This is a genomic window from Actinophytocola glycyrrhizae, from assembly GCF_042653545.1.
GTDB lineage: Bacteria > Actinomycetota > Actinomycetes > Mycobacteriales > Pseudonocardiaceae > Actinophytocola > Actinophytocola glycyrrhizae.
Window position 1 is genome coordinate 425106 of the sequence record NZ_JBHSIS010000022.1, and the last position, 23386, is coordinate 448491.

The 23386-nt window shown below is 69.6% G+C and carries 22 protein-coding genes; 11 read left to right on the forward strand and 11 right to left on the reverse strand.

Translation table 11 applies throughout. The features are described from left to right. Positions 1 to 44: 44 nt before the first annotated feature. The 3 genes from ACFPCV_RS33040 to ACFPCV_RS33050 are packed head-to-tail and all read right to left on the reverse strand — an operon-like array spanning position 45 to position 1323. Positions 45 to 176 (reverse strand): putative leader peptide, encoded by a 132-nt coding sequence (locus ACFPCV_RS33040; protein WP_378060794.1) that lies wholly within the window; start codon positions 174 to 176, stop codon positions 45 to 47. Between the two features lie 34 nt (positions 177 to 210). After that, positions 211 to 465, reverse strand: a complete 255-nt coding sequence (locus ACFPCV_RS33045) for a DUF397 domain-containing protein (RefSeq protein ID WP_378060796.1) — start codon at positions 463 to 465, stop codon at positions 211 to 213. A gap of 15 nt (positions 466 to 480) precedes the next feature. After that, positions 481 to 1323, reverse strand: coding sequence for a helix-turn-helix domain-containing protein (locus ACFPCV_RS33050; protein WP_378060797.1), 843 nt, complete (start codon positions 1321 to 1323; stop codon positions 481 to 483). Positions 1324 to 1432: 109 nt separating this feature from the next. Here ACFPCV_RS33050 and ACFPCV_RS33055 point away from each other — a divergent pair, with 109 nt between their 5' ends. Then, the gene (locus tag ACFPCV_RS33055) at positions 1433 to 1720 is read left to right on the forward strand and encodes a hypothetical protein (protein WP_378060798.1); all 288 of its coding nucleotides are present in this window, start codon (positions 1433 to 1435) and stop codon (positions 1718 to 1720) included. A 653-nt stretch (positions 1721 to 2373) separates the two neighbouring features. Here the strand turns inward: ACFPCV_RS33055 and ilvD are convergent. Beyond that, entirely contained in the window at positions 2374 to 4218 is a 1845-nt protein-coding gene (ilvD, locus tag ACFPCV_RS33060) for a dihydroxy-acid dehydratase (RefSeq protein ID WP_378060801.1), read from the reverse strand. 14 nt (positions 4219 to 4232) lie between these two features. Continuing rightward, entirely contained in the window at positions 4233 to 4679 is a 447-nt protein-coding gene (locus ACFPCV_RS33065) for a PH domain-containing protein (protein WP_378060803.1), read from the reverse strand. Positions 4680 to 4962: 283 nt separating this feature from the next. Here ACFPCV_RS33065 and ACFPCV_RS33070 point away from each other — a divergent pair, with 283 nt between their 5' ends. The 7 genes from ACFPCV_RS33070 (at position 4963) to cimA (ending at position 14510) form a co-directional block, all read left to right on the forward strand. Continuing rightward, the gene (locus tag ACFPCV_RS33070) at positions 4963 to 6804 is read left to right on the forward strand and encodes an acetolactate synthase large subunit (protein ID WP_378060805.1); all 1842 of its coding nucleotides are present in this window, start codon (positions 4963 to 4965) and stop codon (positions 6802 to 6804) included. A gap of 6 nt (positions 6805 to 6810) precedes the next feature. Beyond that, on the forward strand, positions 6811 to 7317 hold the full coding sequence (gene ilvN, locus ACFPCV_RS33075) for an acetolactate synthase small subunit (RefSeq protein WP_184808912.1): 507 nt from the start codon (positions 6811 to 6813) through the stop codon (positions 7315 to 7317). A gap of 39 nt (positions 7318 to 7356) precedes the next feature. Beyond that, positions 7357 to 8370 (forward strand): ketol-acid reductoisomerase, encoded by a 1014-nt coding sequence (gene ilvC, locus ACFPCV_RS33080; protein ID WP_378060808.1) that lies wholly within the window; start codon positions 7357 to 7359, stop codon positions 8368 to 8370. 54 nt (positions 8371 to 8424) lie between these two features. Then, the gene (locus ACFPCV_RS33085; RefSeq protein ID WP_378060810.1) at positions 8425 to 8721 is read left to right on the forward strand and encodes a DUF397 domain-containing protein; all 297 of its coding nucleotides are present in this window, start codon (positions 8425 to 8427) and stop codon (positions 8719 to 8721) included. A gap of 921 nt (positions 8722 to 9642) precedes the next feature. Further along, entirely contained in the window at positions 9643 to 11241 is a 1599-nt protein-coding gene (gene serA / locus ACFPCV_RS33090; protein ID WP_378060812.1) for a phosphoglycerate dehydrogenase, read from the forward strand. Between the two features lie 108 nt (positions 11242 to 11349). Next, entirely contained in the window at positions 11350 to 12399 is a 1050-nt protein-coding gene (locus ACFPCV_RS33095; RefSeq protein ID WP_378060814.1) for a 3-isopropylmalate dehydrogenase, read from the forward strand. A gap of 473 nt (positions 12400 to 12872) precedes the next feature. Next, positions 12873 to 14510, forward strand: coding sequence for a citramalate synthase (gene cimA, locus ACFPCV_RS33100; protein ID WP_378060816.1), 1638 nt, complete (start codon positions 12873 to 12875; stop codon positions 14508 to 14510). Here cimA and ACFPCV_RS33105 read toward each other — a convergent pair. Further along, entirely contained in the window at positions 14483 to 15136 is a 654-nt protein-coding gene (locus tag ACFPCV_RS33105) for a S1 family peptidase (RefSeq protein ID WP_378060818.1), read from the reverse strand. The genes cimA and ACFPCV_RS33105 overlap by 28 nt on opposite strands. Before the next feature lie 103 nt (positions 15137 to 15239). On the opposite strand from ACFPCV_RS33105, the gene ACFPCV_RS33110 reads away from it, so the two are divergent. Next, positions 15240 to 16010 (forward strand): fumarylacetoacetate hydrolase family protein, encoded by a 771-nt coding sequence (locus ACFPCV_RS33110; RefSeq protein WP_378060820.1) that lies wholly within the window; start codon positions 15240 to 15242, stop codon positions 16008 to 16010. Here ACFPCV_RS33110 and ACFPCV_RS33115 read toward each other — a convergent pair. From ACFPCV_RS33115 to ACFPCV_RS33135, 5 genes are all read right to left on the reverse strand, one after another. Then, complete coding sequence (locus ACFPCV_RS33115; RefSeq protein WP_378060822.1) at positions 15961 to 16338, reverse strand: FadR/GntR family transcriptional regulator; 378 nt, start codon at positions 16336 to 16338, stop codon at positions 15961 to 15963. The genes ACFPCV_RS33110 and ACFPCV_RS33115 overlap by 50 nt on opposite strands. Positions 16339 to 16342: 4 nt before the next feature. Beyond that, positions 16343 to 17323, reverse strand: a complete 981-nt coding sequence (locus tag ACFPCV_RS33120) for a lactonase family protein (RefSeq protein ID WP_378060824.1) — start codon at positions 17321 to 17323, stop codon at positions 16343 to 16345. An 89-nt stretch (positions 17324 to 17412) separates the two neighbouring features. Then, a complete protein-coding gene (locus ACFPCV_RS33125) occupies positions 17413 to 17874 on the reverse strand; it encodes a hypothetical protein (RefSeq protein WP_378060826.1) in 462 nt (153 codons plus the stop codon). 53 nt (positions 17875 to 17927) lie between these two features. Beyond that, the gene (locus ACFPCV_RS33130) at positions 17928 to 18509 is read right to left on the reverse strand and encodes a pyridoxamine 5'-phosphate oxidase family protein (protein WP_378060828.1); all 582 of its coding nucleotides are present in this window, start codon (positions 18507 to 18509) and stop codon (positions 17928 to 17930) included. Between the two features lie 40 nt (positions 18510 to 18549). Beyond that, positions 18550 to 20937 (reverse strand): Tex family protein, encoded by a 2388-nt coding sequence (locus tag ACFPCV_RS33135; RefSeq protein WP_378060830.1) that lies wholly within the window; start codon positions 20935 to 20937, stop codon positions 18550 to 18552. A gap of 228 nt (positions 20938 to 21165) precedes the next feature. Between ACFPCV_RS33135 and ACFPCV_RS33140 the strand changes: the two genes are divergently transcribed. Together ACFPCV_RS33140 and ACFPCV_RS33145 are read left to right on the forward strand one after the other, a co-directional pair. Beyond that, complete coding sequence (locus ACFPCV_RS33140) at positions 21166 to 21591, forward strand: MarR family winged helix-turn-helix transcriptional regulator (RefSeq protein WP_378061182.1); 426 nt, start codon at positions 21166 to 21168, stop codon at positions 21589 to 21591. A 12-nt stretch (positions 21592 to 21603) separates the two neighbouring features. Next, a complete protein-coding gene (locus tag ACFPCV_RS33145; protein WP_378060832.1) occupies positions 21604 to 23205 on the forward strand; it encodes a DHA2 family efflux MFS transporter permease subunit in 1602 nt (533 codons plus the stop codon). The last annotated feature ends 181 nt before the right edge of the window (positions 23206 to 23386 follow it).

The following is a 23386-nucleotide window of genomic DNA, read 5'->3' on the forward strand; positions in this document are numbered from 1 at the left end:
CGCACCCGGGCGCCGGCGTACGAACAGAAAACGGCGGCGGCGGGTTACCGCCGGCAGATCGCGCTGGAAACCCGAACGAAGTCCACGTGGCGACGTGCCACGAGGAGGAGTTCGGTAACAGCGGACATGGCTTCAGCGTGCCACGCGTCCACGTGGTGGTCCACCGTCATCCGCATGGTGGGACGCCTAGGAAGGCGCCAGGCGGGTGTGCTAGCTGTCGACGACCGCGAGCAGCGCCCGTCGGGGGAGCACCAGGTGCCCGGCGTCGGGCCGCTTGCTGTCCCGGACGGCGACGAGGTCGGCACGCAGGTCGGCCACCTCGACACAGGCTCCGTTGTCGGTGCTGCGGCTGCTCTTGCGCCACGCGAAATCGGCTGGCAGGTTCGCGATCTCGACACACATTCCGTTGTCCGAGCTGAAGCTGCTCTTGCGCCAGGCGAGACCGGTCGGGAGTGGGCTGGCCATGGCGCGCCTCCGTGGCTACTCGCTCATCGATCGCAGCAGCGCGACGGATCTTTCTGGGCCGAGCGCGACTTGCTGCAAGTTCTCCGAGGACAGCTTATAAGAACGAACCTGCTCCTGGTCCTGCAAGTAGACCGCACCGTCATGCAGTTCGGAGCAGACGATCGGCCGTGCCTGCTCGAAGTCGAGCATGGCGAACCGGCCGCTCATCGCGGTGTGGAAGCCGTCCTCGGGACGGATGATCTGGATGGTCACGTTCGGCAGCTTGGCCATCGCGACCAGGTGCTCGAACTGGGCGCGGCGCATCTCGGGAGTACCGACCGCCAACCGCAACGCTGCTTCGCCTATCACCGCGTGCAGGCGCAGTGGCCGCTCCTTGTCGGCGAGCCGGTTGGCGCGGGCGAGTCGGAAGCTGACCACCCGCTCGCCGTGGTCCGGCCGGACACGCGGTGTCTCGGCGGTGATCGCAGTGGCGTACTCGGCGGTCTGCAGGAGCCCGGGCACGATCATCGGCTCGAAGATGAACTCGGCCTCGGCGAGCCCCTCCAGGCCGACGAAGGTCTTGAGCCAGTCGGGCAGGACGTGCGCCCACGGCGCCCACCAGGTCGTCCGGTCGGCACAGGTGGTCAACGCCGTGAGCCGTTCGACGCCGTGGGGCTCCACCTCGTACAGCGCGAGCAGGGTGGCGATGTCCTCGGGGTCCTGCTGCTGGAACCCGGTCTCCAGGTGCCCGACCTTGGCCCGCGACATCCCGGTCCGCTCGGCGACATCGGACAGCGACAACCCGGTCGCCTCCCGATATCGGCCCAGCTCGACACCGATCAGCCAGCGCAAGGGGGAGGGATCACGTCGGGGAGCCATGACGTCATCTTGGTGCACATGGCGTGTACACGACATCGCACAATCGGGTGACGTGAATTGTGAGACGTCTAGTCACACGGTTTCCTCAACGAGAACGAGGAGGTTGCCGATGAGCACGGACCTGCCGCCGATGTGCGGCCCGGAGGAGTTCGAGACCCTGCTGGCGGAGCTGGTGGCCGACACGGCGCCCCGGCTGTTCGCGGTGGTCGAGGAGTACGGGGAGCGGGTGGACGCGCGGGTGGTGGGCTGGGGCCTGGCGTACGCCGACCACGTGGACGTGATCGGCCTGGACGGCGGCGTGCACCTGGGCACCAAGCCGGAGCACGTGCTGCGCCGCTTCGGCCGCCATGACCGGGTCTCCGCCCGCGTCATCTGGCACGGCACCGAGCCCGCCTAGCCTCGGTTGTCCTCGCCGCGGCGCCCGGGCAATCCACCCCGCTAGGCGATTGATTCCGTGAAGATCATGTGAAGTGGCTTTGGCGTACGGACCCGTCATCAGGCACAACACCCACACCCCCTGCGGGCGCCCGACGGGGCTGGGCCGATGCCGTGAAAGGCGCGTTCACGGCACAACCGGTGCCGTCAAAGGCACATTGACGGCGTTGAGCGCCGTGAATGGCCCGTTGACGGCATCCCGAATGCCGTCAACGCGCCTTTCACAGCACCAAAGCCGGGGCGCTCCGCGCCCGACCCGTGAAGCGGGGCTTCACCCCGACGCAGCCCCGATGTGGCGCAAGCCCACCACAAGGGGCTCCCTGCCATCCCGTCGACCTGGCAGCGCCCGATCGCACCGTGTCAAGGGGGGCCAGAAGCCCGAATCACCACAGGCAAGAATCGGCCCCCCTTGGCGCGGTGTGATAGCCCGTAGGGAGGTCGACGGGATGGCAGGCAGACCCGAACCCAACCGCAGCCGACATGCCCCTCCGCCACCCCCGAGACCTGCCCGTCCGGCGAGGACAAACCCACAACGCCAACCGCAGCCGACCCACCCCGGAGTCCGGGCGCGGACGAACCACAAGAAGCCAGCACCAGCCCCGCTCAGAGGGCTGGTCAGCGGTTGACGTCGCGGACGGCGCCCTGCGAGGCGTCCGTCGCCAGGCGCGCGTAGGCGCGCAGTGCCGCCGTGACCGGGCGCTGCCGGTCCACCGGCTGCCACGGCCGCTCGCTCGACTCCATCTTCGCCCGGCGGTCGGCGAGGACCTCCGGCGAGACCAGCAGCTCGAGGCGCCGCTCGTGCACGTCGATCAGGATCCGGTCGCCGTTCTCCACCAGACCGATCGTGCCGCCGCCCGCGGCCTCCGGGGAGATGTGGCCCACCGACAGGCCCGACGACCCGCCGGAGAACCGGCCGTCGGTGATCAGCGCGCACTTCTTGCCGAGGCCCGCGCCCTTCAGGAACGCGGTCGGGTGCAGCATCTCCTGCATGCCCGGCCCGCCCGCGGGCCCCTCGTACCGCACGACCAGCACCTCACCGGGCTGGATCTGCTTGCCCAGGATCGCCGACACCGCCTGCTCCTGGCTCTCCACGACCCGCGCGGGTCCCTCGAAGCGGAACAGCTCCTCGTCGATCCCGGCCGCCTTGATGATCGCGCCGTCCTCGGCCAGGTTGCCGCGCAGCACCGCGAGACCGCCCTCGGCCGTGTACGCGTGCCCGACGTCGCGGATGCAGCCACCGGCGGCGTCGGTGTCCAGCGACGTCCACCGGTTCGCCGTCGAGAACGCCTTCGTCGTGCGCACCCCGCCCGGCGCAGCGTGGAACAGCTCCACCGCCTCCTGTGACGGCGACTCCGCGCGGATGTCCCACTCGCCGAGCCACTGTGCCATCGACGGCGAGTGGATCGTGTGCACGTCCTCGTGCAGCTTCCCGCCGCGCCACAGCTCGCCGAGGATCGCCGGGATGCCGCCCGCCCGGTGCACGTCCTCCATGTGGTAGTCCGAGTTCGGCGACACCTTCGACAGGCACGGCACGCGCCGGGAGATCGCGTCGATGTCGGCGAGGGTGAAGTCGACCTCGCCCTCGCGGGCGGCGGCGAGGATGTGCAGCACCGTGTTGGTGGACCCGCCCATCGCCATGTCCAGCGCCATCGCGTTCTCGAACGCCGCGCGGGTCGCGATCGAGCGCGGCAGCACCGAGTGGTCGTCGTCGCGGTAGTACCGGGTCGCCAGCTCCATGACCGTCGTCCCGGCCCGCTCGAACAGCGCGCGGCGGAACTCGTGGGTGGCCAGCGTCGACCCGTTGCCCGGCAGCGCGAGACCAAGCGCCTCGGTCAGGCAGTTCATCGAGTTGGCGGTGAACATGCCGGAGCACGACCCGCAGGTCGGGCACGCCGACTGCTCCACAGCCGACAGCCCGAGCTCGTCGACCTTGTCGTTCGCCGACGCCGAGATCGCGGTGATGAGGTCGGACGAGGGGTGCGCGACGCCGTCGACGACGACCGCCTTGCCCGCCTCCATCGGCCCACCCGACACGAACACGGTCGGGATGTTGAGCCGCATGGCGGCGTTCAGCATGCCCGGGGTGATCTTGTCGCAGTTCGAGATGCACACGAGCGCGTCCGCGGCGTGGCCGTTGACCATGTACTCGACCGCGTCCGCGATGACCTCCCGCGACGGCAGCGAGTACAGCATCCCGCCGTGACCCATGGCGATGCCGTCGTCGACCGCGATCGTGTGGAACTCCCGCGCGGTGCCGCCGGCCGCGCTGATCGCCTCGGCCACGATGTCGCCGAGGTCACGCAGGTGCACGTGGCCGGGCACGAACTGCGTGTAGGAGTTCGCGATGGCCACGATCGGCTTGCCGAAGTCGCTGTCGGTCATGCCGGTGGCACGCCACAGCGCCCTGGCGCCGGCGGCGTTGCGGCCGTGGGTGGTGACGCGGGAACGGAGCTCAGGCACGGCTCCTCCAACTTCTATTCAGCTTTGGCTTCTTCCCGGGGCTCCCCGGACTCCTCCTCGGGAGTCTGCTCGGGCGCCTCGGTGGGATCGTCCAGCCGCCCGCCGCTGATCAGCGACAGGGCGGGGAGGTGGCGGGTGCGGACGTTGGGCAGCGGGAGTTCCTTCCCGGCCTCGTCGACGGCACGTACCCAGGACCGTTCCGACAGCTTCAGCGCGCGCACGTCGGTCCACGGCAGCACGTGCCTGCCGAACAGGGTCCGCGCCACGAGCTTCTCGCCGTCGGCGGTGGTGCGGACCCGCAGGACCCACACGATGGCGACGACAGGAACCACGTAGACGAGGTACAGCCCCGGCGCGGCCCACGCGAACGGCGTGGCGGTGACGGCGAACAGCAGCGCACCCAGCACGGCCGTGGACGGAATCCTGAACACGAGCCGTGACGGCAGCTGCGGAACGGTCACGTCGTACATGGTGCCACGGCCCGGCACCTGCGAGGCGACCCGCCGACCGTTTCAGCATCCGAGATCACAATCCCGCAGAGTTGACGCCCTAGACCGATCGCACTAACGTCTGCAAGCGTGCCCCAGCAGACCGGTCTCGTACTTCCCCAGCGCGTTCGACGCTGAGGAAGTCAGCTGCGTCGAACGCGCGACCCTCGTACGGCCCATGTGGTCGACGGGGGTTTTTTCGTGTGTAGAGACCACCTGAGAGCCTGGTAGAGACCCCGACAAGAGGCTGAAGCCGATGACCAGTGCGACACAGCGGCCGACCCCGGCCGCCGCGACCCCCGGGGCCCGCCCCGCGGGCCCCCGACCCAAACCAGCCCCACCGACCGGCACCCCGGTCCGCGTGACCGGCGCCCAGTCGCTCGTCCGGTCGCTCGAGGCGGTAGGCGTCGAGGTGGTGTTCGGCATTCCGGGCGGCACCATCCTGCCCGCCTACGACCCGCTCCTGGACTCGACGAAGGTCCGGCACGTCCTCGTCCGTCACGAGCAGGGCGCGGGCCACGCGGCCACCGGGTACGCGCAGGCCACCGGCAAGGTCGGGGTCTGCATGGCGACCTCAGGGCCGGGCGCCACGAACCTCGTCACGCCGCTCGCCGACGCCAACATGGACTCCGTCCCGGTCGTCGCGATCACCGGTCAGCAGTCCAGGGCGCTCATCGGCACCGACGCGTTCCAGGAAGCGGACATCTGCGGCATCACGCTGCCCGTCACCAAGCACAACTTCCTCGTGACCGACCCCGCGGACATCCCGAGGACGATCGCGGAGGCGTTCCACATCGCGAGCACCGGCCGCCCCGGTCCGGTGCTCGTGGACATCCCCAAGGACGTGCTGCAGGAGGCCACCTCCTTCTCGTGGCCGCCCGAGATGCGGCTGCCCGGCTACAAGCCGACGACCCGGCCGCACGGCAAGCAGGTGCGGGAGGCGGCGAAGCTGATCACCGCCGCGAAGCGGCCGGTGTTCTACGTCGGCGGCGGCGTGCTGAAGGCGCAGGCCTCGGCCGAGCTGAAGGAACTGGCCGAGCTGACCGGCATCCCGGTGGTCACCACGCTGATGGCCAAGGGCGCCTTCCCCGACTCCCACCGCCAGCACCTCGGCATGCCGGGCATGCACGGCTCGGTCGCCGCGGTGGCCGCCATGCAGCGCTCCGACCTGCTGATCGCGCTCGGCGCCCGGTTCGACGACCGGGTCACCGGCCAGCTCTCCACGTTCGCGCCGGACGCGCAGGTGGTGCACGCCGACATCGACCCGGCGGAGATCTCGAAGAACCGCCGCGCCGACGTGCCGATCGTGGGTGACTGCAAGGAGATCATCGCGGAGCTGATCGCCGCGGTGCGCACCGAGCAGGCCGACGGCGCCAAGCGGGCCGACCTGGCCAGGTGGTGGCAGCAGCTCGACTCGTGGCGCGACACGTTCCCGCTCGGCTACGAGTGGCCGGACGACGGCGCGCTGTCGCCGCAGTACGTCATCGAGCGGATCGGCAGGATCGCGGGCCCCGACGCCGTCTACACGGCGGGCGTCGGCCAGCACCAGATGTGGGCGGCGCAGTTCATCAAGTACGAGAACCCGGCGACCTGGCTCAACTCGGGTGGTCTTGGCACCATGGGGTACGCGGTGCCCGCCGCCATGGGCGCCAAGTTCGGCATGCCGGACAAGGTGGTCTGGGCGATCGACGGCGACGGCTGCTTCCAGATGACCAACCAGGAGCTGGCCACGTGCGCCATCGAGGGCGCGCCGATCAAGGTCGCCGTGATCAACAACGGCAACCTGGGCATGGTGCGGCAGTGGCAGAACCTCTTCTACTCGGAGCGCTACTCGCAGACCGACCTCGGCACGCACAAGCACCGCATCCCGGACTTCACACTGCTCGCGGAGGCGCTGGGCTGCGCGGGGCTACGCTGTGAGTCCAAAGAGGACGTGGACACGGTGATCCAGCGCGCGATGGAGATCAACGACCGCCCGGTGGTGATCGACTTCGTGGTCGGCAAGGACGCACAGGTGTGGCCGATGGTCGCCGCGGGCACCGGCAACGACGAGATCATGGCGGCACGCGGCATCCGCCCCCTGTTCGACGAGGACTGATACACGATGAGCACACACACTCTTTCGGTTCTCGTCGAGAACAAGCCGGGTGTCCTCGCACGCGTCGCGGGCCTGTTCTCCCGGCGTGGCTTCAACATCGAGTCGCTCGCGGTGGGCCCCACCGAGCACGCCGACGTCTCCCGCATGACCATCGTCGTCGCGGTGGACGAGCTGCCACTCGAACAGGTGACCAAACAGCTCAACAAGCTCGTGAACGTCATCAAGATCGTCGAACTCGACCCCCAGGTGTCGGTGCAGCGTGAGCTGCTGCTCGTGAAGGTCCGCGCGGACGCCACGGTGCGCACGCAGGTGCTGGAGACCGTGCAGTTGTTCCGCGCCAAGGTGGTCGACGTGTCCCCGGAGGCGCTGACGGTCGAGGCGACCGGCACCGAGGACAAGCTCGAGGCGCTGCTGCGGATGCTGGAGCCCTACGGGGTGCGGGAGATGGTGCAGTCCGGCCGGGTCGCGATCGGCCGTGGCCCGCGCTCCATCACCGCCACCGGCGTCCGCTAGTTTTCCCGAGATTCTTTGAGGAAGGAAGTACACACCAGCATGGCAGTCGAGATCTTCTACGACGACGACGCGGACCTCTCGATCATCCAGAACCGGCGGGTCGCCGTCGTCGGTTACGGCAGCCAGGGCCACGCGCACGCGCTGTCCCTGCGCGACTCCGGCGTCGAGGTCCGGATCGGACTGCCGGAGTCCTCGAAGTCACGGGCGAAGGCCGAGGAGGAGGGCCTGACCGTCCAGACGGTCGCGGAGGCCAGCGCCTGGGCCGACGTGATCATGATCCTCGCGCCGGACACCAAGCAGGCGGCCATCTACGCGGAGGAGATCGCCCCGAACCTCAAGGACGGCGACGCGCTGTTCTTTGGGCACGGCTTCAACATCCGCTACGGCCTGATCACCCCGCCGTCGAACGTGGACGTGGCGATGGTCGCGCCGAAGGGCCCCGGCCACCTCGTGCGCCGCCAGTTCGTGGACGGCAAGGGCGTGCCGTGCCTCATCGCGGTGGAGCAGGACGCGTCCGGCTCGGCACAGGCGCTGGCGCTGGCGTACGCCAAGGGCATCGGCGGTTCGCGGGCGGGCGTCATCAAGACGACGTTCAAGGAGGAGACCGAGACCGACCTGTTCGGCGAGCAGGTGGTGCTGTGCGGTGGCACCACGGCGCTGGTGCAGGCCGGCTTCGAGACGCTGGTGAACGCGGGCTACGCACCCGAGGTGGCGTACTTCGAGTGCCTGCACGAGCTGAAGCTGATCGTCGACCTCATGTACGAGGGCGGCATCGCCCGCATGCGGTACTCGATCTCCGACACCGCGGAGTTCGGCGACGTGACGAGGGGCCCCCGCGTCATCACGGACGCCACCCGCGAGGAGATGCGCAAGATCCTGGGCGAGATCCAGGACGGCACCTTCGCGAAGGAATGGGTCGGCGAGGACCAGGCGGGCCGCCCCAACTTCCAGAAGCTGGTGGAGCAGGGCGAGCAGCACCCGATCGAGGAGGTCGGCAAGAAGCTGCGCGGCCTCATGTCGTGGGTCGACCGCCCGATCACGGAAACCGCCTGATCGTCGAGCGCCCGGTGGCCACCGCACAGGTGGCCACCGGGTACTTTGGTCGCCATGAGTGACGAACCGACCACCCGCGAGTCGGCCCCCATCTTTGACGACAAGGCGCACGTACGGGGCAAACTCGACCTGACGAAGGCCGAGTGGCAACGCGCCGCGGAACCGGACGCCGATCCGAACGGCGAGTACGTGGAGATCGCGTTCGTCCCCCACACCGACGGCAAGACCTACATCGCCATGCGCAACTCGAAGTTCACCGGCCCGAACGACACGGTCCTGGTGTTCACCGAGTCGGAGTGGGACGCCTTCGTGGAAGGCGCCAAAGCAGGCGAGTTCGACGAACCCTGGTAACGCCGCCCGCCCCAGGACGCCCTGAAAGGCGCGTTCAGGACGCTGAGCGCCCTGAACGGCCCATTCAGGGCATTGGCCGATGTCGCAACGCGTCGTTGATCGGCACGCGGGCGCGCGAAGCGGACACGCCGCGAAAGGCGCGTTGACGGCATACGAACGTGCCGTCAATGGCACATTCACGGCGCCCAGCGCCCTGAATGGCCCATTCACGACACCGCCGGTGTCCCAAATGTTCCGTTGATCAAGGACCGGCGCCGCTACGCGGGCCGCGCCGCCCGCGGGGCGAAAGCCCCGCAGCCCGCGTAGCGGGCGAAGCCCCCGCGCAGCGGGGCGCCCTGAAAGGGCAAACCACCCCGCACCCAACGCACCGCAAGCGAACGGAACCACCCAGAAGGTTCGGTGGTGGCGGCGGGCAATCCAGTGGCAGGGCGCCAGCCCTGCCCGCAAGGGCCCCTGCGGGGCGGCGGAGGCTCGCGTGTCAAGGGTGGCGAAGCCATCCGGCGAAGCCGGACGCCGAAGGCGCCCTTGACACGTGAGGGGCCGCCCGTAAAATCCGCCGCCACCACCGAACACCAACACTCGGGAAACACCCCGAAGCCCAGGTGGGACAACAGCACCAAGAACCCCGCGGCAACCACCCAGAACCAACGGACAGCCCAACGAGAAAGCACCGACAACCCCGGTCAGGCAGCCATCGCTCGTCCCACGACGTGGACGCACCCTCGCGCGCCGAGCAGCGACAAGCCCACATCCTGGGACAAGACCCGGACACACCCCCCGAATCGACCCGAACGAGTGATTGACGCTGTCGGCTGGCTCACCAGGTGGAGAAACGATTCAGCGAACCTCCTAGACTGCGCTCGGTTGGTTACAGCGCTGTAACCGCGCCCCCAGCAACCGCGCAATCCTGGAGCCCGTGTCGTGACCCAGCAGCCTCGCCCCGTTGTCCTCATCGCCGAGAAGCTGGCGCCCTCGGTACTCGACGTGTTCGGAGACGAGGTCGAAGTCCGACACGTCGACGGCACCGACCGTCCGGCCCTCCTCGAAGCCGTCGCGCAGGCGGACGCGCTTCTGGTCCGGTCCGCCACCAAGGTGGACGCCGAGGTGTTCGCCGCCACCACCAGGCTGAAGGTCGTCGCCCGCGCCGGTGTCGGTCTCGACAACGTCGAGGTCCCGGCCGCGACCACCCGCGGTGTCCTCGTCGTCAACGCGCCGACCTCGAACATCGTCTCCGCCGCGGAGCACGCGGTCGCGCTCCTTTTGGCCACGGCCCGCCAGATCCCGGCCGCGCACGCCACCTTGCAGGACCACGAGTGGAAGCGCAGCAAGTTCTCCGGTGTCGAGGTCAACGGCAAGACCGTCGGGGTCGTCGGCCTCGGCAAGATCGGGCAGTTGTTCGCGCAGCGGATCGCCGCGTTCGGCACCGAGCTGATCGCCTACGACCCGTACGCGTCCGCCGCCCGTGCCGCGCAGCTGGGGGTCGAGCTGGTCACGCTCGACGAGCTGCTCGCCCGCGCCGACTTCATCTCCATCCACCTGCCGAAGACCCCCGAGACCAAGGGCCTGATCGGCGCCGACCAGCTCGCGAAGGTCAAGCCGGGCGTGATCATCGTCAACGCCGCCCGCGGTGGGCTGATCGACGAGCAGGCGCTCGCCGACGCCGCACGCGAAGGCCGCATCGGCGGTGCCGGTGTCGACGTGTTCTCCACCGAGCCCACCACCGAGAGCCCGCTGTTCGGTCTGCCGAACGTCGTGGTCACGCCGCACCTGGGCGCGTCGACCGGGGAGGCGCAGGACCGCGCGGGCACGGACGTCGCCCGTTCCGTCCTGCTCGCGCTGCGCGGCGACTTCGTGCCCGACGCGGTGAACGTCGCGTCCGGTGGCGCGGTCGGCGAGGAGGTGCGGCCGTACCTGCCCCTCACCCAGAAGCTCGGGCTCGTGCTGTCGGCGTTCTCGTCCACCCCGCCGTCGTCGGTGGCGATCGAGGTCCGCGGCGAGCTGTCGAACGAGGACGTCTCGGTGCTGTCGCTCGCCGCGCTGCGCGGGGTGTTCTCCGGTGTCGTCGAGGACCAGGTCACGTTCGTCAACGCGACCCGGATCGCGGAGGAGCTGGGTGTCGCCGTCACGCTGGACAAGGTGGCGGAGAGCCCCAACCACCGCAGCCTGGTCACGCTGCGCGCCGTCTACCCGGACGGCGACACGCTCACCGTCAGCGGCACCGTCAGCGGCATCGCGCAGATCGAGAAGGTCGTCGAGGTGCACGGCCGCTCGTTCGACCTGCGTGCCGAGGGCGTGAACCTGCTGCTGGAGTACGAGGACCGGCCCGGTGTCATGGGTGTCGTCGGCACGCTGCTCGGCAAGGTCGGGATCAACATCGAGGCCGCACAGATCAGCCAGACGAGTGGTGGCGAGGACGCGGTCATGATCCTGCGTGTCGACCGCCCCGTCGACCCCTCTGTGCTGGAGTCCATCGGTGCGACGGCACGCGCCACGATCATCCGCATGGTGGATTTCGGCTGATGTCCACCGGCGCGACACCACCCGGTCGGGTGGCCAGCACCGGTGATCCGACGTCTTCCCGGTAACCTTCACGAATCTGTCAGAAGCCCGATACTCCGGGAGGTGTGCATGCGGCTCGCGGTGATCCCAGGCGACGGGATCGGGCCGGAAGTGATCGCCGAGGCGCTCAAGGTGCTCAACGAGGTGGTGCCGGACGTCGAGGTCACCAAGTACGACCTTGGTGCGACCCGGTGGCACTCGACCGGCGAGCTGCTTCCGGAGTCGGTGCTGGGCGAGCTGCGCCAGCACGACGCGATCCTTCTCGGCGCGGTAGGTGACCCGTCGGTGCCGAGCGGCATCCTCGAGCGGGGACTGCTGCTGCGCCTGCGGTTCGAGCTCGACCACCACGTGAACCTGCGTCCGGCGCGGCTTTACCCGGGTGTGCAGAGCCCGCTCGCCAATCCGGGTGAGATCGACATGATCGTGATCCGGGAGGGCACGGAGGGTCTGTACGCGGGCAACGGTGGCCTGCTGCGCAAGGACACCCCGCACGAGATCGCCACCGAGGTCAGCGTCAACACCTCGTACGGCGTCGAGCGGGTGGTGCGGGACGCGTTCGCGCGTGCCGTCGCCCGGCCACGCAAGCACCTCACGCTGGTGCACAAGACGAACGTGCTGACCCACGCCGGTTCGCTGTGGTCGCGGGTGGTCGAGGAGGTGTCGCTCCAGCACCCCGACGTGACGGTGAACTACCAGCACGTCGACGCGGCGACCATCCACATGGTGACCGACCCCGGCCGCTTCGACGTGATCGTCACCGACAACCTGTTCGGCGACATCCTCACCGACCTGGTGGCGGCGGTGACCGGCGGCATCGGCCTCGCCGCGAGCGGCAACATCGACATCACCAGGCGCAACCCGTCGATGTTCGAGCCGGTGCACGGCAGCGCCCCGGACATCGCGGGCCAGGGCATCGCCGACCCGACGGCCGCCGTGCTGTCGGTGGCGTTGCTGCTCGACCACCTCGGCGAACACGAGGCGGCACGGCGGATCGAGGCGTCGGTGGCGTTCGACCTCGCGACCCGCGACCACCCGTCCCCTGGCAACACGTTCGCGATCGGCGACCGCCTCGCGGCCCTGGTCTCGTCGAACAACCCGACGACGAACGTCGAACTGTAGATCTCACACGCGAAACGGGCGCCCCGGCTTCGGCCGGGGCGCCCGTTTCGCGTGGGCCTCCGGCCCCCGGTCACCAGCCTCTCATGGCTCACCGACAGTTCCGGCGGCCCGAACCGGCCTCCGGCGGCGGTTGTCCACAGCCGTTCCGGCTGTCCACAACCACCCGCCGACGACGCCGTCGCTTCGGTGGCGATCACGGCCGGTTCGAAATGCCTGCTGGGATCCCGCGTCCGGGGCACAGTCACGACGAAGCGGCCGCCGGTGGCGGAGTGCGTGCCGTGATCCCGGGATGTGGGAGAACGTGCTCATAAGTTGGTAGCCGCGCGGGGCATGTGATTACATGCCAGCATGACCACTCACGCCGTGATCATTATCGCCGAGCGCGCCGGGTAGCCGATCCACGCACCCGACGCGCTGACCTCTCGCATCCTGCGGGAGGTTTTTTTGTTGCCACACAACGAAAGGCACCCGTCGTGAACCGCACGACCCCGGCCGGGACCCCGCTCGGCGACTCGTTCCACGTGTTCGACACGACTCTGCGGGACGGTGCCCAGCGCGAGGGCGTCACCTACTCCGTCGCCGACAAGCTCGCGGTGGCCCGGTTGCTGGACGAGGTAGGGGTCGGGTTCATCGAGGGTGGCTGGCCGGGCGCGATGCCGAAGGACACCGAGTTCTTCGCGCGGGCCCGTGCGGAGAACTTCAAGCACGCCGCGCTGGTCGCGTTCGGGGCCACCCGCCGCGCCGGCACCACCGCCGACCAGGACCCGCAGGTGCGGGCGTTGCTCGACTCGGGGGCACCGGTCGTCACGCTGGTCGCCAAGTCGGACCGGCGGCACATCGAGCGGGCCCTGCGCACCGACGTCACCGAGGCGTGCGCGATGGTGCGGGACACCGTGGCGTTCCTCAGGCAGGAAGGGCGGCGGGTCTTCCTCGACGCCGAGCACTTCTTCGACGGTTACGCCTTCGACCCCGACACCGCCCTCCGCGTGCTCACCGCCGCGGTCGAGGCCGGGGCGGACGTCGCCGTCCTCTGCGACACCAACGGCGGCCAGCTCCCGCTGAAACTCGCCGACACGGTCGGTGAGGTCATCGCCCGCACCGGTTTCCGGGTCGGCATCCACTGCCAGGACGACACGGGCTGCGCGGTCGCCAACAGTGTGGCCGCGGTACAGGCGGGCGCGACGCACGTCCAGTGCACCGCCAACGGTTACGGCGAGCGGGCGGGCAACGCCGACCTGTTCGCCGTGGTCGGCAACCTCGTCACGAAGCTCGGTATGCCGGTGATCCCGGCTGCCTCAGTGCCCGAGCTGTCGCGGGTCTCGCACGCGCTTGCCGAGATCGCGAACATCGCACCCGACACCCACCAGGCCTACGTCGGGTCGTCGGCCTTCGCTCACAAGGCGGGGCTGCACGCGAGCGCGATCAAGGTGGATCCGTTGTTGTACAACCACATCGATCCAGCTGTCGTCGGCAACGACATGCGGGTGCTGGTGACCGAGATGGCCGGCCGGGCCAGCCTCGAGTTGAAAGGCAGAGAACTCGGGGTCGACCTGGCCGGCCAGCCGGCCGCGCTCACCTCCTCGGTGCGCAAGGTGAAGGAGCTCGAGGCGCGCGGCTGGTCGTTCGAGGCGGCCGACGCGTCACTGGAACTGTTGCTGCGCAACGAAGTGGCGGCCGCCGAGGACGCCACTGTCGACGCGCCGCCGTTCCGGCTGGAGTCCTACCGGGTGATCCTCGACCACGGCATGGACGGCGAGATCGTGTCCGAGGCAACGGTCAAGGTGCACGTCGCGGACCAGCGCGTCATCGCGACCGCGGAAGGGAACGGGCCGGTGCACGCGCTGGACGCCGCGCTGCGCGAGGCGTTGCTGCCGCACCTGCCGTGGCTGTCGGAGGTCCGGTTGTCGGACTACAAGGTCCGCATCCTGCCCGGCACCGCGGGCACCGACGCGGTCACCCGCGTCCTGGTCGAGTCGAGCGACCACGAACGCGAGTGGACCACGGTCGGGGTGCACGGCAACATCGTCGAGGCGAGCTGGCTCGCGCTCTGCGACGCCTTGGTGCACAAGGCGATGCGGGTCGGTCAGCCGGTGAGCAGCCTCAGCCCGTAGGCGGCCAGGATCCGGTTGACGGGGAAGAAGTAGCTGCTGCCCCCCGTCGTGCAGATGCCGGAGCCCCCGAACGGCACGCCCTGGGCCTGGTCGCCGGTCACGAAGGCGATGCTGCGCGGCTGCGGGCAGATGTTGGTCCTGGTCAGACCGGTGATCGTGCCTCCTGGGTAGTTGATCGTCACGTTCTTGGCGGTCACCGTGCCGCAGGTGATGCCCGCGGTGTTGCTCAGCAGGCACACGCGCCCGCCGATCGGCGTCTCCCTCGACCCGGCGATCGGGTGCCTGCCGCCTGCGTTGATCCAGCCGACCACGTCCCACGCCGCGGTGTTGGTGACCGCAACGACCACGTACCCGCCGTTGGCGTTGCCGACGACCGGGCCGACGAGCACGTTGTTGCCGCTGTACAACTGCGTCGAGAACCCGGTGCCGCAGCCAGGGCCCGCGATGAGGTACTCGCGGCTGCTGTCGGCAGCGGCGAACGCGACCGTGCACCGCGTCCCGGCGCTGCCGAACGGGTTGAACAGGACGCTGCCGCCGCCGATCGGGACCGGCACGGCGGATGCCGTGCCGGGCAGACCTAACAGGCACGCGAACAGCACGGTGAGGATGGCGATGAGTCGCCGCATGGGGTACTCCTTCGTACGCAGGGTGCCTTCGACACAACCAGGCGTCCTGGGCCGATGCCTATCCGGCAACCGGGCGACATGTCGCGTTTCGTAGGCTGGCGGCGTGCGTATTGCTCGAATTGCTCATCCGGGCGGGGTCGCGTTCGTCACCGTCGACGGGTCCGGGGACGACCTCGTCGCGCGGGAGGTGGCCGACCACCCGTTCGGCACGCCCACCTACACCGGCAAGTCGTGGCCGATGGCCGACGTGCGGGTGCTGGCGCCGATCCTGCCGTCGAAGGTCGTCTGCATCGGGAAGAACTACGCGGACCACGCCCGCGAGATGGGGGGCGAGCCGCCCGCCGACCCGGTGATGTTCCTCAAGCCGTCGACGTCGGTGATCGGTCCCGGCGCGGCGATCAAGCTGCCCGCCGACTCGTCCAGAGTGGACTTCGAGGGTGAGCTGGTCGCGGTGATCGGGCGGCCGTGCCGGGACGTGACCGCCGCGCAGGCCAAGTCGGTGATCCTCGGCTACACGATCGGCAACGACGTCACCGCCCGCGACCACCAGAAGGCCGACGTGCAGTGGACGCGCGGCAAGGGCCACGACACGTTCTGCCCGCTCGGCCCGTGGATCGAGACCGAGGTGGACCCGTCCGACCTGGCCATCAGCACCTCGCTGGACGGTGAGGTCAAGCAGGACGCACGGACCTCGCTGCTGTTGCACGGCGTGCCGGAGCTGGTCGAGTGGGTGTCCCGCGTGATGACCCTGCTGCCCGGCGACGTGATCATGACCGGCACGCCGGCCGGCGTCGGCCCGATGACCGCGGGCCAGCAGGTGTCGATCACGATCGACAGCCTCGGCACGCTGACCAACCCGGTCGAGGCCCGCTGACCGGCACGGCATCAGTCCTGGCACGAGGTGGCCAGCAGTGCGTGCATGGCGCGTTCCGCCTCCACCGGGTCGTGGGCGGCCACCGCGGCCAGTACGACGACCTCGGCCGGACGAACGTGCCGCGTTTCTGCCGCGCGTCGACCATGCCCTTCGCGGTCAGCACCTTCAGCGCCTCGCGGAGCGCGGTCAGGCTGAGGTCCAGCTCGGTACGCAGGGTGGGCAGGTCGAGGACCGTGCCCTCCGGGTACTCGCCCGACAGGATCCGCCCGGCCAGCGTCTCGACGGTCTGGCCGTGGACGCCGCGGGGACGGTGCTGGGACCGCGGCACGCCACTACCTGACGAGCACGCAGGTCGGGGTGCCCGTCGCGTAGCGCACCTGCTCGCCGCCGCCCACCGGGAACGCCACGATCGCGTCGTCGTGCTGCGCGGCCACGTACGCGGTGCCGTCCGCGACCGCGAAGTGCCGCGGCCACGCGCCGCTCGGGTGGTCGGCGACCGCGACCGGGGTCTCGGCGGTGATGTCGAACTCCGTGATCACGTCCGGGTTCCGGCTCGACAGGTACAGCCGCTCGCCCGCGATCTCCAGGTGCGCCACCCAGTTCGGGGTGTCGCCGGTCCACGGTTCCTTCGTGGCGGGCACGACCGTGACCGGTGTGAACGAACCGGGCTGGTCCTCACGCACCACGACCAGCGTGCCGGCGACCTCGCCAACCACGTACGCGAGGTCGCCGCCCGGCCTGCGGTGCAGCTCACGCGGGCCGGTGCCGGGCGGCAGCGCCGACACCGCCAGCGGGTCGAGCTTGCCGTTGTCCATCAGTTCGTAGGAGCGGATCTCGTCGGTGCCGAGGTCGACGACGCTCACGATCCGGTCGCGCACGACCGCCTGGTGGACGTGCGCGGCCTCCTGGCGCTCGGGGTGCGGGCCACTGCCCTCGTGTCGCACCAGATCGGTCTGCGCGGTGATCCGGCCGTCCTCGGCCAGCGCGAACACCGACAGGCTGCCGCTGGAGTAGTTGCTGCACAACAGGTACCGCGCGTCGGCGGACACCGCGAGGTGGCACGGGTCGGCGCCACCGGAGGAGACCGCGCCGAGCGCTTCCAGCTCGGCCGAGACGGTGGTGATCACGCCGTCACCCGACTCGTTCGCCGCGTACACGACGGGCGCGCTCGGGTGGGCGGTCAGCCACGACGGCGAGAGCATCGGCAGGCCGCGGTCCGGGGTGAGCGTGCCGTCCGGTGAGCGGCGGAACGTGCTGATCCCGGCCCCGTTGCCACCGGTCGCCGACGTGTAGCAGCCAACCCAGACGTCCATGCCGATCACCGTAGCCCATCAAATCGTAATCAATCGTTTGTTCCTGCCGTCCCGCGTACGCACCCAGCATGCTGGATCGCCGCCGACGATCAGTCGGCCAGGCCGTGGTCAGGAAGTCGGCCGGAAGCTGCCATCCCCACCGTGGTCGCGGGCCCGTGCCAGGACCCCGGCGGGGTGCGCACGTCGGTGAGCCAGGCACGCACCTCGGGTTGGTACAGCATGAGAAGCACGGCGAACCCGAGCGCGAGGTTGGTGATCCCGGCGGTCGAACCGGTCAGCAGCGACAGCAGCCCACCGGCCATCGACAGCCCTTCGACGACGATGACCGGGTACCGCGCCCACGGGTTGCGCAGCACCAGGAACAGCGCACTCACCGCGAGCACGACGGACGCGAGCAGCGCGAAGCACACCACGACGTACAGCGCCCCGGCATCGGGCCGTCCGCCGAGCGAGTACAGCAGCACCGTGCCGCCGAACACGTTGAGGATGATCTGCGCGAACAGGATCGCGAGGACCAGCCACAGGTAGTTCGGCAGGGCGCGTCTCACCATGGTCGGCACGCTGCCAAACCCGGCGGCGCGTCCACAAGTGCGCGGGGTGGCGCTCAGGAGGTCCGCGACGGCAGTGGCACCGGCAGCGCGGGCAGCCCGTCGATGCTCGCCACGTTGTGCGGTTTGCCCGCACAGTAGGCGGCGAACTCGTCGTCGGTCTTGCGCCCGAAGTGCTGCGCGTGCTGGGTCCGTTCCTCGCGGTAGTCCATGAACGGCACCGCGAACCCGCAGCTGTCACTCACCAGCACGGCCTCGACGAGGATGATCGCCCGCGCCCCTGGCCCGTCCGCCCCGGCGAAGTGGGTGATCAGCCCGGCCCAGCGCGGGTCGTCCCGGAAGACCGGTGTTCCGCGCCCGTGCACCCGCAACACCTTGGGCGGACCGGAGAAGGCGCACCACATCAACGTGACGCGCCCGTTCTCCCGCAGGTGGGCGATCGTCTCGGCATGACTGCCCCCGAAGTCCAGGTACGCGAGCGTGTGCTCACCCAGCACGACAAGCGTTCCGTCCCGCCCCTTCGGTGACAGGTTGACGTGCCCGTCCCCCGACAGCGGCGCGGACGCGACGAAGAAGACCTTCTGCTCTTCGATGAACGCCCGCAGCCGCGCCGTGATCCCCTCGTAGACCTTCCCCATACCGGCCAACCTACCCCGCGAGGAACCAGTGAACCCCGGATCAGCCAGGCCGGTACCCAGCCCGCCGCAGGGCCTCCGCCATCGCGCCGTCGCTGCCCGAGGACTGGCCGCCACGGCGTTGCTGACCACCGCCACGCGACTGACCACCCCGTGACTGCCCACCACGGGCCTGACCGCCGCGCGGCTGGCCACCCCGAGGCTGATCCCCGCGCTCCCGCGGCGGCCGCGGTGCCGACGTCTCCTCGTCCAGCCGCAACGTCAGCGAGATCCGCTTCCGGGGGAGGTCCACCTCGAGCACCTTGGCCCGCACGATGTCGCCCGACTTGACCACCTCGCGGGGGTCCTTCACGAAGTTCCTGGACAGCTGCGACACGTGGGCGAGCCCGTCGCAGTGCACGCCGATGTCGATGAACGCGCCGAAGGCCGCCACGTTCGTCACCACGCCCTCCAGCACCATGCCGACCTTCAGGTCGTTCAGTGTGTGCACCGCGTCGTTGAACGTGGCCGTCTTGAACGCGGGGCGCGGGTCGCGGCCGGGCTTGTCCAGTTCCGCCAGGATGTCGGTGACGGTGGGCAGGCCGAACTTGTCGTCGACGAAGTCGGCGGGGCGCAGCGACTTCAGTGTCTTGGTGTTGCCGATCAGCGAAGCCAGCTCCACGCCGGTCGACGACACGATCCTGCGCACCACCGGGTACGCCTCGGGGTGCACGCTCGACGAGTCGAGCGGGTCCTCGCCGTCGCGGATGCGGAGGAAGCCCGCGCACTGTTCGAACGCCTTCGGGCCCAGCTTCGGGACCGTCTTCAACGACGTCCTGGAGCGGAACGGGCCGTTGGCGTCCCGGTGCGCGACGATGTTCGCCGCCAGTGAGCCGCCGATGCCCGACACCCGCGTGAGCAGCGGCACGGACGCCGTGTTCAGGTCGACGCCGACGCCGTTCACACAGTCCTCGACCACCGCGTCCAGCGACCTGGACAGCTTCGTCTCCGAGATGTCGTGCTGGTACTGGCCGACACCGATGGACTTCGGGTCGATCTTCACCAGCTCCGCGAGCGGGTCCTGGAGCCTGCGGGCGATCGACACGGCGCCGCGCAGGGAGACGTCCATCGACGGCAGCTCCTGCGACGCGTACGCCGACGCCGAGTACACCGAAGCGCCCGCCTCGGACACCATCACCTTGGTGAGCTTCAGCTCCGGGCTCTTGGCGAGCAGCTCGGCCGCCAGCTTGTCGGTCTCCCGCGACGCGGTGCCGTTGCCGATCGCGATCAGCTCCACGTCGTGCGCCTTCGCCAGCGCGTGCAGCTTCACCAGCGACTCGTCCCACCGCTTGGCCGGGGCGTGCGGGAAGATCGTGTCCGTCGCGACGACCTTGCCCGTCGCGTCGACCACCGCGACCTTCACGCCCGTGCGCAGGCCGGGGTCCAGCCCCATCGTCGCGCGGGTGCCGGCGGGCGCGGCGAGCAGCAGGTCACGCAGGTTGGCGGCGAACACGCGCACCGCCTCGTCCTCGGCGATCTGGCGCAGCCGGGCCCGCAGGTCGACGCCGAGGTGCACGATGATGCGAGTGCGCCACGCCCAGCGCACCGTGTCGGCCAGCCACTTGTCGGCGGGACGGCCCTTGTCGTCGATGCCGAACCTGGCGGCGATCCGCGCCTCGTAGTCCGTCGGGCCGGGGGGCTGCTCGTCGTCGCTGTGCGGGTTGAGCGTCAGCTCGAGCATCTCCTCCTTCTCGCCGCGGAACATCGCGAGGATGCGGTGCGACGGGAGCCTGGTGAACGGCTCGGAGAAGTCGAAGTAGTCGGCGAACTTGGCGCCGTCGGTCTCCTTGCCGGAGCGGACCTTGGCGACCAGGCGGCCCTGCTCCCACATGCGCTCGCGCAGCCCGCCGATCAGGTCGGCGTCCTCGCTGAACCGCTCGACGAGGATGTCGCGCGCACCCGTCAGCGCCGCCTGCACGTCCGCGACGCCCTTGTCGGCGTCGACGAACACGGCCGCGGCGGCAGGCGGGTCGGTCTCGGGGTTGTCGAGCAGGCCGTCGGCGAGCGGCTCCAGTCCGGCCTCACGCGCGATCTGCGCCTTGGTGCGGCGCTTGGGCTTGTACGGCAGGTAGATGTCCTCGAGGCGCGCCTTGGAGTCGGCGGCCAAGATCTGCCCGGCGAGCTCGTCGGTCAGCTTGCCCTGCGACTTGACCGAGTCGAGGATGGCGGCGCGGCGCTCCTCCAGCTCACGCAGGTAGCGCAACCGTTCTTCGAGAGTGCGGAGCTGCGTGTCGTCCAGGGCGCCGGTGACCTCCTTGCGGTACCGGGCGATGAACGGGACGGTCGAGCCGCCGTCGAGCAGCTCCACGGCGGAGCGCACCTGGCGCTCGGCGACGTCGAGTTCCTCGGCTATGCGCAGGTAGACGGAAGGGGGAGTGGCCGTGGCTGTCACGGGTGAGCATTCTGCCCCGCACCCCCGACAAAGCCGATGCACGGGGGTTGCATCGGTGGGTACACGAGTAATTGCTCGTTGCTATGAGTAGCTGCCTTGCGTCCAGACGTACGCCGAAAGTGGACTGAGACGCCGCGCACAGTCACTTGCAGTTAGTTGCGTCGGTGCGACGATTGTACCGTGCAAGTACCGTCGCTCTCCTCCGTCGAGTCTGTCACCGATCAGGTGATGGACTGTCTTGCGCGGCTGAAGAAGAGCGGCGAGGCGCACATATTAGGTGTCGCAAAAGGACTCGATCTGTCATTCTCGCAGATGCGTGCGTTGTTCGTGCTCTCCGACAGCCAGGGGGAACTGGCTGTCCACGAGCTGGCCGGACTGCTCGGGCTGTCGATGGCGACCGCCGGACGAGCCGTCCAGGGGCTGGTGCGGGCCGAGATGGTGACGCGCAGGGAGGACGACCACGACCGCAGGGTCAAACGGGTGCGCCTGTCCGAGCACGGCCGGCAGTTCGTCGGCGGTCTCCTGCAGGCACACCGGGCGGCCGTACGCGAGTGCCTCGAGTCGCTCAGCGACCACGAGCGGGAGCGGCTTTCGCTGGCACTGACGCCTTTTCTTGCTCGGGGGGACCTCCCCACCACCACATCTGGCTGCTAGAGGGGATTTCTTGTGACTGAGGTGCTTCCGCCGACACCGTCGGCGGCAGGGGGTACGGGCTCGGAGAAGCTCGACCGCAGAATCCTCACCATCGGCTCGGTCGTCGTCCTCGGCGCGGTCATGGCGATGCTCGACATCACCGTGGTCAACGTCGCGCTCGACCATCTGATCGGTGAGTTCAACACGACGCTGAACACCATCCAGTGGGTGGCCACCGGCTACACGCTGGCGCTCGCGACCGTCATCCCGCTGAGCGGGTGGGCCGCCGACCGGTTCGGCACCAAACGGATCTACCTGACCGCTGTCTTCCTGTTCATGGTGGGCTCCGCGCTCGCGGGCATGGCGTGGTCGGTCGAGTCGCTGATCCTGTTCCGCGTGCTGCAGGGCCTCGGTGGCGGCATGCTCATGCCACTGGGCATGACGATCCTGACCAAGGCGGCGGGCCCGGAGCGGGTCGGCCGCGTGATGTCGGTGATCGGCGTGCCGATGCTGCTCGGCCCGATCATCGGCCCGATCCTGGGTGGCTGGCTCGTCGACGACGTGTCGTGGCGCTGGATCTTCTTCATCAACGTGCCGGTCGGCATCCTGACGCTGCTGCTCGGCATCAGGATCCTGGACAAGGACGAGCCGAGGCCGACGGAGAAGCTCGACGTGCTGGGCCTGCTCCTGCTGTCGCCGGGTCTCGCCGCGCTGATCTACGGCCTCGCACAGGTCCCCGCGCACGAGGGCGTCGGCCACCCCGAGGTGTACCTGCCGGCGGGCATCGGCGCGGTGCTCGTGGCGACGTTCATCTGGCACGCGTCCCGCACCGAGGGCGCGCTGATCGACCTGAAGCTGTTCCGCGACCGGGGGTTCGGGGTCGCCGCGATCACGATGGTCCTGTTCACGGTCGCGTTCTTCGGCGCGATGCTGCTGTTCCCGCTGTACTTCCAGCAGGTGCGGGGTGAGGGCGCGCTCTCGGCCGGTCTGCTGCTGGCACCGCAGGGCATCGGCGCGATGCTGATGATGCCGATCGCGGGTCTGGTCGTCGACCGGATCGGCTCGGCACGCATCGCGCAGCTCGGCATCATCGTGATCGTCGGCGGCATGGTGCTGTTCACCCAGCTCGAGGGTGACACCTCGTACTGGGCGATCGGGACGGCGCTGTTCGTGCTCGGCCTCGGCATGGGCATGACGATGATGCCGATCATGTCGGCGGCGCTGAAGACGTTGCGGCAGAAGGACGTCGCCCGTGCCTCGACGAGCCTGAACATCATCCAGCAGGTGGCCGCGTCGATCGGCACCGCGCTGCTGTCGGTGCTCCTGTTCAACGAGGTCAAGGACCGGCTCGCACCGCTGGCGGCGGGCGCCCCGGCCGGTGCGGCGCCCGACGCCACCACGTCGATCAGCGACCTGCCGGAGCCGGTCCGCACACAGCTCGCGGACCTGATGTCGGAGGCGTACTCGTCCACGTTCGTGTGGGCGCTGGTGCTCCTGGCCGTCGCGTTCATCCCGGCGCTGTTCCTGCCGCGTGGCAAGACCGCACCGGCCGCGCGGGAGGAGCCGGAGGACGTGCTCCCGGAGGACGCGGAGGCACCGCCGGTCATCGACGAGCCCGCGGGCGACCGTCGATAACACGTGAGACCTCCGCCGGGCGCTGACGCGCTCGGCGGAGGTCCTCGTACCTGTTTGCCCGTCCGGTGCGCCAGGGCGGGTGCCTTGTCCCGAAAGGCGCCTTCGGGACGCTCAACGTCTCGAAAGCGTCTTTCAGGGCATTCCGGCCCCGCGGCGGGTGGTTCGGGCCTACCCTCCCCGC

Bases quoted from the DNA above. Each gene is read 5' to 3' on its own strand.
- ACFPCV_RS33085 (WP_378060810.1), top strand. From the start codon at position 8,425: ATGAGTGACGAACCGACCACCCGCGAGTCGGCCCCCATCTTTGACGAC.
- ACFPCV_RS33040 (WP_378060794.1), bottom strand. From the start codon at position 176: ATGCGGATGACGGTGGACCACCACGTGGACGCGTGGCACGCTGAAGCC.
- ilvN (WP_184808912.1), top strand. From the start codon at position 6,811: ATGAGCACACACACTCTTTCGGTTCTCGTCGAGAACAAGCCGGGTGTC.
- ACFPCV_RS33070 (WP_378060805.1), top strand. From the start codon at position 4,963: ATGACCAGTGCGACACAGCGGCCGACCCCGGCCGCCGCGACCCCCGGG.
- ACFPCV_RS33140 (WP_378061182.1), top strand. From the start codon at position 21,166: ATGGACTGTCTTGCGCGGCTGAAGAAGAGCGGCGAGGCGCACATATTA.
- ACFPCV_RS33050 (WP_378060797.1), bottom strand. From the start codon at position 1,323: ATGGCTCCCCGACGTGATCCCTCCCCCTTGCGCTGGCTGATCGGTGTC.
- ACFPCV_RS33130 (WP_378060828.1), bottom strand. From the start codon at position 18,509: ATGGGGAAGGTCTACGAGGGGATCACGGCGCGGCTGCGGGCGTTCATC.
- ACFPCV_RS33095 (WP_378060814.1), top strand. From the start codon at position 11,350: ATGCGGCTCGCGGTGATCCCAGGCGACGGGATCGGGCCGGAAGTGATC.
- ilvC (WP_378060808.1), top strand. From the start codon at position 7,357: ATGGCAGTCGAGATCTTCTACGACGACGACGCGGACCTCTCGATCATC.
- ACFPCV_RS33125 (WP_378060826.1), bottom strand. From the start codon at position 17,874: ATGGTGAGACGCGCCCTGCCGAACTACCTGTGGCTGGTCCTCGCGATC.
- ACFPCV_RS33120 (WP_378060824.1), bottom strand. From the start codon at position 17,323: ATGGACGTCTGGGTTGGCTGCTACACGTCGGCGACCGGTGGCAACGGG.
- ACFPCV_RS33055 (WP_378060798.1), top strand. From the start codon at position 1,433: ATGAGCACGGACCTGCCGCCGATGTGCGGCCCGGAGGAGTTCGAGACC.
- ACFPCV_RS33045 (WP_378060796.1), bottom strand. From the start codon at position 465: ATGGCCAGCCCACTCCCGACCGGTCTCGCCTGGCGCAAGAGCAGCTTC.
- ACFPCV_RS33105 (WP_378060818.1), bottom strand. From the start codon at position 15,136: ATGCGGCGACTCATCGCCATCCTCACCGTGCTGTTCGCGTGCCTGTTA.